Source organism: Limnospira sp. PMC 1279.21 (assembly GCF_032349615.1).
Lineage (GTDB): Bacteria > Cyanobacteriota > Cyanobacteriia > Cyanobacteriales > Microcoleaceae > Limnospira > Limnospira fusiformis.
Genome location: NZ_JARPLU010000013.1, coordinates 45,908 through 53,242 on the forward strand (window position 1 = coordinate 45,908; position 7,335 = coordinate 53,242).

Sequence of the window (7,335 nt, forward strand, 5' to 3'; positions counted from 1 at the left end):
CAACTCCAGAACCGGAACCAACTCCAGAACCGGAACCGGAACCCGAACCCGAACCGACTCCTGAACCAACTCCCGAACCAGAACCGGAGCTGGAGCCAGAACCAGAGCCGGAACCCGAACCCGAACCGACTCCTGAACCGGAGCCGGAACCGGAGCCTGAACCAGAACCGGAACCCGAACTTGCAGTTGTAGGGTTTACTATGGAGGAAATAGAAGTTGTTGAAAGTGACGGTAATATTATAATTACAGTCGAAAGAACAGGAGACACAAGTAGTACAGTAACTGTAGATTATGCGACAGTAGATGATACAGCGATCGCCGGAGAAGATTACATCGCTAGTAGCGGAACCCTAATTTTTTCTCCAGGTGAAACCATCCAAAATATTGACATCCAGATTATCGACGATAATCAAGTAGAAGATACGGAACAATTTAGGATTGTGCTGAGTAATCCTACTGGTGGTTTAACTTTAGGCGATCGCGATTCAATAATCTTGAGTATTATTGATGACGATGTAGAGCCGTCAGTTATCGAATTTAGTGATGCCGTTTTCAGTGTTAATGAAGATGGTACACCTATCTCCGAAATTACGGTAATACGAACTGGTGAAAGTATTGGCGAAATTAGTGTTGATGTCATCCAAACTGATGGAACAGCTACCGCTGGGGAAGACTATATTAATACTCCCATTACCATCACTTTTGCCGATGGAGATACCACACCGAAAACCGTCACAATTCCTATTATTGATGATGACATCTTTGAACCAACAGAAACCGTGATTCTGAGTCTGAGTAACCTGACAGGAAGTGCGAACTTGGGAACCCAAGAAACCGCTACTCTGTTCATTGTTGATAATGACTCTACCAATAACTTACAACTTGAAAGCGCAACCTATCTAGGAACACCTGGAAATGATAGTGCTAATGCGGCGGTGATTTCTCCTGTAGATTCGGCTATTATCATTGCTGGAAACTTTGACGGTGTGGGTAAGATTAAACGCTTGGAGGATGGAAATACAGAACCTTTATCAATTACCAACTTAGGAGGAAATGTCCGACATCTTGATGTAGACCGAGACAGTGGAGAAATCGTGGCTGTGGGTGATTTTGGCATTCGGGTTTATGATAGTACGGCGGCAAATATCTTGTGGTCAGACACGGGAATTTTTGACCGAGTTTCTATTGCTAACAATGGTACTATTGCTACCCTAACTAATAGTAGCGATACCGTGACTCTGTGGAGTTCGACAGGAACCCAACTGGCTACTACTACCCTGACAGGAACTGATATCCGTCCCGCAGATATTGCTATTGACCCCAATGGCGATCGCATTTTTGTCACCGGATTTAATCAAGTCACTAGCAACTTACAAACCCCATTTTTACGCGCCTTTGATACCGGATTAAATCAACTCTGGAATACCTGGGATTATAGCGCCTCTCAAATCACCGGACAGAATTTAGGTGCTGATACCCGTGGAGAACGAATTACCTTTGGACAAGATGGCGGACTCTATTTCCTCGGAAAAACCGATGGCGGAAATAACGTCTTTCAAAGGGATGGTCAAGACATCACCCAAAACCTATCAACTATGGTGAATGTTGATCAATTTAATAGCTTTTCTGGCGCGGGTGCTGGTTCCTTTACTTTCCATGCTAAAATAGATCCCAATAACGGAGATATCGAACGCGGTCAATTTATTGTTACCCGCACTGCCACTGGTGCTAATAGTTTTAACCCTAGCTCTATTACCGCTGATGAATTTGGACAGGTCTATATTGGTGGTTCTTCCGCATTCCAACTCCAAAATCGCGGTGATAAAACTATTAACGGTCAACCAGTAGGAAACTACACCTTGGGAGAAATGGCGGTTTTGGGACTTTCTCCAGATTATACAATCAGGAGATTCTGGAATCCACTAACCCAACCTGGTGACAATGGCTCAAGAGGAACTGTTAATGCTTTTACGGTTCGCAATGGTCAAGCCGTGATTTTTGGCACAGTTACTCAACCTGAGGTTTTCACGACTCCCACAGCTATTAACCCTAATGCTTTGGGTGGAAATGATACCTACTTAGCTACCTGGAGGGTTTAGTATAGAGTAGGTAAAATTGGGGGAAAATGAGGTGATGTCAGCACTATTAATTAATGTCTGACACCCTCATGATTTAACCCTAATCTGATTGAAGTAACAAACAGATAAAGCCTTAAATGAGAGGTAAATTTAGCTGGTATAAACCAGGTTTTTGTCTGGCTAAACTAGCCCATCAGTTTTGCCGATGAGATGTTGACAAATTACCTAAAATGTGATATATAGGGTTTGTGCTTGTGTGAGCATAAGTTGATTGAAAAAGCGATCGCATCTCATAGTCAACAATTCCCCCATAGCTTAGGCTTGATATGGGGGGGTTGATCATCTCCCAGAGGGATATGGTTAGTAAAATTATTAATTAATTTCCCGGTTGTCCCTTGCCTTTGGAGAATCGAGTTATAATCGAGTTGAGGCTGTAGAGTTTTGACTATCTAAAGAGTGATGGAAGATAAACTACTACGGGGATTAAAAGTACGGTTAGCGGCAATTTTCTGATAATATTCACGCTCGCGCGCAGTAAGTTCATCAGGTGGCACCACCAATAACTTGACAAACTGATCACCACGTCCGCCGCCCTTTGGTTTCGGCCAACCTTTCCCCCTCAGTCGGAGAGACTGTCCAGACCGAAGCCCAGGGGGAATATTCATTTTGACCATACCATCAGGAGTAGGAACCTGAATAGAGGCTCCCAAAACCAACTCATCGGGAGTTATGGGAATTTCGCAGATCAGATTATCGCCATCCAACTTAAAAAAATTGTGGGGTTGAATATCGACAATCAAATATAAATCTCCCCGTTGCTGGGTATAGGGATCAACCTGTCCTTGTCCCCGTATTCTAATCTTACTTCCCGGCTTCACCCCTGGCGGAATGGAAACCTCACCACCAGCCATACGGCGCTGAGTACCGTGGAAGGCTTCACTAAGAGTCAATGTCACCTTAGTCTCAAGATTAGAACCACCCGGAGAGGAAGAGGAAGAAGTAAAATCCTCAAATCCACCATAACCGGGTGATTTGGACTGATTGGTGCGATAGGAATAGCGACTACCAGCGCCCCCAGGACTTCCCGCCGCGCGTCCTAATAGACTATTGATAAACTCATCAAAACTAGCAAACTGGCTAAAATCAAACCCACTGACATCAGGATTATTAGCACTATTAGTAGTTCCCGACCAACCGGAGTTTCCGGCTTGATGCCAATATTGACCAAAGCGATCGTACTTTTGGCGTTTTTCGGGGTCAGAGAGTACCTCATAAGCCTCATTAACCTCCTTAAAGCGGGTCTCCGCAGCCTTATTACCGGGATTCATATCTGGGTGATATTTACGAGCCAATCGGCGATAGGCTTTTTTAATCTCATCGGCGCTAGAATTTTTAGTTAAGCCGAGAACCGAATAGTAATCTTTATAATCTGTCGTCGGCATTATCTACTCTCCTACTGTTCTCATTTCGTGCTTTTGGGTGCGTCCGCACAATAACTTGGGTCTGAAAATTCACTCTAATTCGATCCAGCCTAGCAGAGTTACGTCCTGTTAGCAAATTAACTGAATATTGCTTGACAATACTCAACAATCAGTCTAAGCTAGATAAGTACACAACAAGCGAGCTAAATGCCGAAATATACATCACCGAGTGAAACGGCTCAATACTTTGGTGTATGCTTACATACTTTAAGAAGATGGGAAAAAAACGGCAAAATTCAAGCGCTCAGGACACCATCAGGGCAGAGACGATATGATATTGCCTCCTACACGGTCTCATCAAACGAGAGAACGCAACGGGCAATTATCGCTTATGCCCGCGTTTCAAGTCGCGGACAAAAAGCAGACCTTGCGCGCCAAGTTGCAAAGTTACTCGAGGTCTACCCCAACGCCGAGCTCGTCACTGATATCGCCAGTGGTCTTAATTTCCAAAGAAAAGGACTTAGAGCCATTTGGGAGCGAGTCCGTAAAGGCGATGTCGGATTTATTGTGGTTGCCCACAAAGACAGACTCGCCCGTTTCGGGTTTGACCTCATCTCTTGGTTGTGTGAACAAGATGGTACAAAAATCGTGGTTCTCAAGCAAGACGGTTTATCCCCAGAGCGAGAATTGGTTGAGGACATCCTTGCCATTGTTCACATCTTCAGTTGCCGACTTGACGGACTCAGAAAGTATAAATCTGCAATCAAAAAAGATCCGGATTTATCCCAGTCCTGAACTGGCAAAAACTTGGAAAAAATGGCTGGCTGCTTGTTGTTATTGTTTTAACCAAGCCATCGCCATGCAGCGTCAATCAACAACTCGGATTGGTAAGCTGAAATTGCGAAATCTGGTCATGCAATCCGATTTACCTCAATGGGTGAAAGAAACGCCTTGCCAGATCAGACAAAATGCTATCTTTGACGCACATCAAGCCATAAGTGCGAGTGGTGATGCCCAATTCCGAAGTATCCGTGACCCCCGCCAAACCATCAAATTTAATAATTCCAATTTCACCAAAGGAACATGGTACAGTAAATTCACAAAAACACTGAAGTTTAAGGCAAGTGAACCTATACCAGAGCCATGTGATTATGGTACTCAATTGACTTATCGGCGTGGTAAATGGTTCGCTGTTTTTCCAGAACCTGTAATTAAAAGTCATACATCTTCAAAAAAATAATTGCCTTAGATCCGGGTGTCAGGACCTTTTTGACTGGATATGACGGCGATAAAGTCATTGAAATTGGCAATGGTGACATGGGACGAATCGTGAGATTATGTCAACACGAATATAATTTAATTAGCCGTTCAACTAAGGTAAGTGCTAAACAACGCCGTTCAATGAGAAAAGCGGCTAATCGGATTCGAGAAAAGATTCGGAACTTAATTGATGAAGTACACAAAAAAACAGCTCATTATCTGACTAATAACTATGGATTAATTTTTCTTCCTCGCTTCGAGTCCTCCCAAATGGTAGCCAAGTCAAGAAGAAAAATTAGATCTAAAACAGTCAGAAGTATGCTGACTTGGGCTCATTATCGATTTAAGTTAATTCTGAAACATCAAGCAGCAAAGCGTGGTTGCGTGGTGCTTGATGTGGGCGAAAGTCACACATCTAAAACCTGTGGAGCGTGTGGACATCGCCACGCCCAACTAGGTGGTGCGAAGATACATAAGTGTCCCCACTGTGGTAGTCAAACACCTAGAGATGCGAATGGCGCACGTAATATAATGTTACGTGCTTTGAGGGATTCCTCCTTTACTGTCAGCAATGATGGTATTGCTATAGTTACAGTCCGAGCATGGTCAATCAATGTTCAGGAATGTTCAGCTTAAATGAATCAGGATGCTAGGAAAAGCAGCATATTTATATATTTTGAATCTCAAGGAGGCGATCGAACCCATCACTAAGAGTAGGAGGCGCGTCAGTAAGTTGGCGATACATTTGGAGAATCACCCCTTCAGGAACTTGACGCGATCGCCTTTCATTGCGTGCTAGACAGACCTCCAGGGGAGTATTAACCCATAATCCGACCACGGACTGAAAACCAAAACCACGGACCTGAGCAATTAAATCTCGGCGGCGACGGCGTTGAACATTAGTTGCATCATAAATAACATCAACCATATCAGCAACGGCCTGTTGAAGTTCCCCGCGAACCTGAGCCCAGATTGACAACCAAGGTCCTTGAATACTCTCATCACCAAATAAGCGTTGGCGAATTCTATCAGTGGAGACCCAGCGCTGAAAGTGCGACCCTTGAGATAACCTTTCAGCAATAAAGGACTTCCCACTAGCAGGAAGCCCTATAATCAAGACAATTTTAGACATGGACTAGGGCAGATTGTTTATATGATAGGAAGGTTAAAATAGCCTCCTTTCCCTTAGTCAACCATAGAACTACCCAAAAGGTAAACCTAAATAATTGTCCCATCTGGAATCACGGCATTTTTCAAAATTACGGTTATTCCACCGCGAATGTAGAAGCCATCCTCTTCCCGTTCTGCTTCCTGAACATGGTCCTTGTTGATAATCTGGACATGGCGACCAATGCGAGCATTTTTATCGACAATAGCCCGGCGGATAGTAGTGTTGTTACCGATACCGATAGGAACGCTACCTTTTTCTAAACCATATTGACGTTCAGCAAAAGGTTGATAGAAATCTGACCCCATTAACATGGTGTCTTCAACGAGACTACCGGACTCGACACGAGAGCGCAACCCCAGCACAGAATGATCAATGCGACATTCCTTGAGAATGCAACCCTCAGCAATAATAGATTCAGTGATCTGACAGTCCAGCATCTTGGATGGTGGTAAGTAGCGGGAACGGGTATAAATAGGAGCGTTCTCGTCGTAGAAACTAAAAGCAGGTTGTGGCTGTTGAGTCAAAGCCAAGTTAGCTTCAAAAAAGGCCTCAATAGTTCCGATATCTTCCCAGTAATCGTTAAACAGATAGGCTTGAACATTATGATCCTTAGCGGCACCAGGAATCACTTCCTTACCAAAATCGGTTTGATCTGGGGCATCCTTGAGTAGTTTAAATAAAACATCCTTTTTAAAAACGTAGATGCCCATAGAAGCGATGTAAGGCGACTCGGCAGCCTCTTCGGGGGATAACCCCAAACTGCTGGTATCCACTGCCATTTGTTTTAGGGCTTCTCCCTTGGGTTTTTCGCTGAAATCGATAATCCGACCAGTGCTTTCGTCAATCTTCATCAAACCGAAAGCAGAAGCCCGTTTTTCGTCTACGGGTAAAACTGATAGGGTGATGTCTGCCCCTGTGTCGATATGACGTTGGACAAAATCCCGATAGTCCATGCGGTACAGGTGGTCACCGGACAGAATTAGGAAATGTTCAACATCCCATTCTTCCATGAGCCATAGATATTGGCGCACTGCATCAGCAGTTCCCTGAAACCATTGGGGGTTAGTCACACTGGTTTGTTGTGCGGCGAGGACTTCCGCAAAGCCATCTGTAAAGCCAGAAAAGTTGTAGGTTCGGGCAATATGACGGTTAAGGGATGCTGAGTTAAACTGGGTCAGGATATAGATTTTCAGAATTTCTGAGTTTATACAGTTACTGATCGGAATATCGATCAAACGGTACTTACCGGCTAAAGGAACAGCGGGTTTGGCTCGCATTTTGGTTAGGGGGTACAAACGGGTGCCCGCACCGCCACCTAGAATTACTGCTAATACTTGTTTCACTTCAATTACCTGATACATTTACGCGACATTTTTCCGGTTGTTCCCGGACAATGCGACGATAA

At 44.3% G+C, this 7,335-nt stretch carries 7 protein-coding genes; 4 read left to right on the plus strand and 3 right to left on the minus strand.

All coding sequences use genetic code 11. The features are described 5' to 3' along the window. Positions 1–2,099, plus strand: a 2,099-nt coding sequence (locus P5683_RS03800; protein WP_315669416.1) for a Calx-beta domain-containing protein, incomplete at its 5' end; no start/stop codon positions are given. A gap of 428 nt (positions 2,100–2,527) precedes the next feature. Here the strand turns inward: P5683_RS03800 and P5683_RS03805 are convergent. After that, positions 2,528–3,520: a DnaJ C-terminal domain-containing protein gene (locus tag P5683_RS03805; RefSeq protein ID WP_006621307.1), complete on the minus strand. Its 993-nt coding sequence runs from the start codon at positions 3,518–3,520 to the stop codon at positions 2,528–2,530. 186 nt (positions 3,521–3,706) lie between these two features. On the opposite strand from P5683_RS03805, the gene P5683_RS03810 reads away from it, so the two are divergent. The 3 genes from P5683_RS03810 to P5683_RS03820 all read left to right on the plus strand — a co-directional run bounded on the left by P5683_RS03810 (position 3,707) and on the right by P5683_RS03820 (position 5,395). Further along, positions 3,707–4,294, plus strand: a complete 588-nt coding sequence (locus tag P5683_RS03810; protein WP_315641749.1) for an IS607 family transposase — start codon at positions 3,707–3,709, stop codon at positions 4,292–4,294. 64 nt (positions 4,295–4,358) lie between these two features. Beyond that, on the plus strand, positions 4,359–4,739 hold the full coding sequence (locus P5683_RS03815; protein WP_006670286.1) for a hypothetical protein: 381 nt from the start codon (positions 4,359–4,361) through the stop codon (positions 4,737–4,739). A gap of 29 nt (positions 4,740–4,768) precedes the next feature. Further along, positions 4,769–5,395: a transposase gene (locus P5683_RS03820; RefSeq protein WP_315642061.1), complete on the plus strand. Its 627-nt coding sequence runs from the start codon at positions 4,769–4,771 to the stop codon at positions 5,393–5,395. 31 nt (positions 5,396–5,426) lie between these two features. Here P5683_RS03820 and P5683_RS03825 read toward each other — a convergent pair whose 3' ends face one another. Next, complete coding sequence (locus P5683_RS03825) at positions 5,427–5,891, minus strand: AAA family ATPase (protein WP_006621304.1); 465 nt, start codon at positions 5,889–5,891, stop codon at positions 5,427–5,429. 86 nt (positions 5,892–5,977) lie between these two features. Then, positions 5,978–7,273 (minus strand): glucose-1-phosphate adenylyltransferase, encoded by a 1,296-nt coding sequence (locus tag P5683_RS03830; protein ID WP_035759831.1) that lies wholly within the window; start codon positions 7,271–7,273, stop codon positions 5,978–5,980. Positions 7,274–7,335 lie beyond the last annotated feature (62 nt).

Excerpts from the sequence above, each read along its gene's own strand:
- P5683_RS03810 (WP_315641749.1), top strand. The coding sequence starts at position 3,707 with ATGCCGAAATATACATCACCGAGTGAAACGGCTCAATACTTTGGTGTA.
- P5683_RS03815 (WP_006670286.1), top strand. The coding sequence starts at position 4,359 with ATGCAGCGTCAATCAACAACTCGGATTGGTAAGCTGAAATTGCGAAAT.
- P5683_RS03825 (WP_006621304.1), bottom strand. The coding sequence starts at position 5,891 with ATGTCTAAAATTGTCTTGATTATAGGGCTTCCTGCTAGTGGGAAGTCC.
- P5683_RS03805 (WP_006621307.1), bottom strand. The coding sequence starts at position 3,520 with ATGCCGACGACAGATTATAAAGATTACTATTCGGTTCTCGGCTTAACT.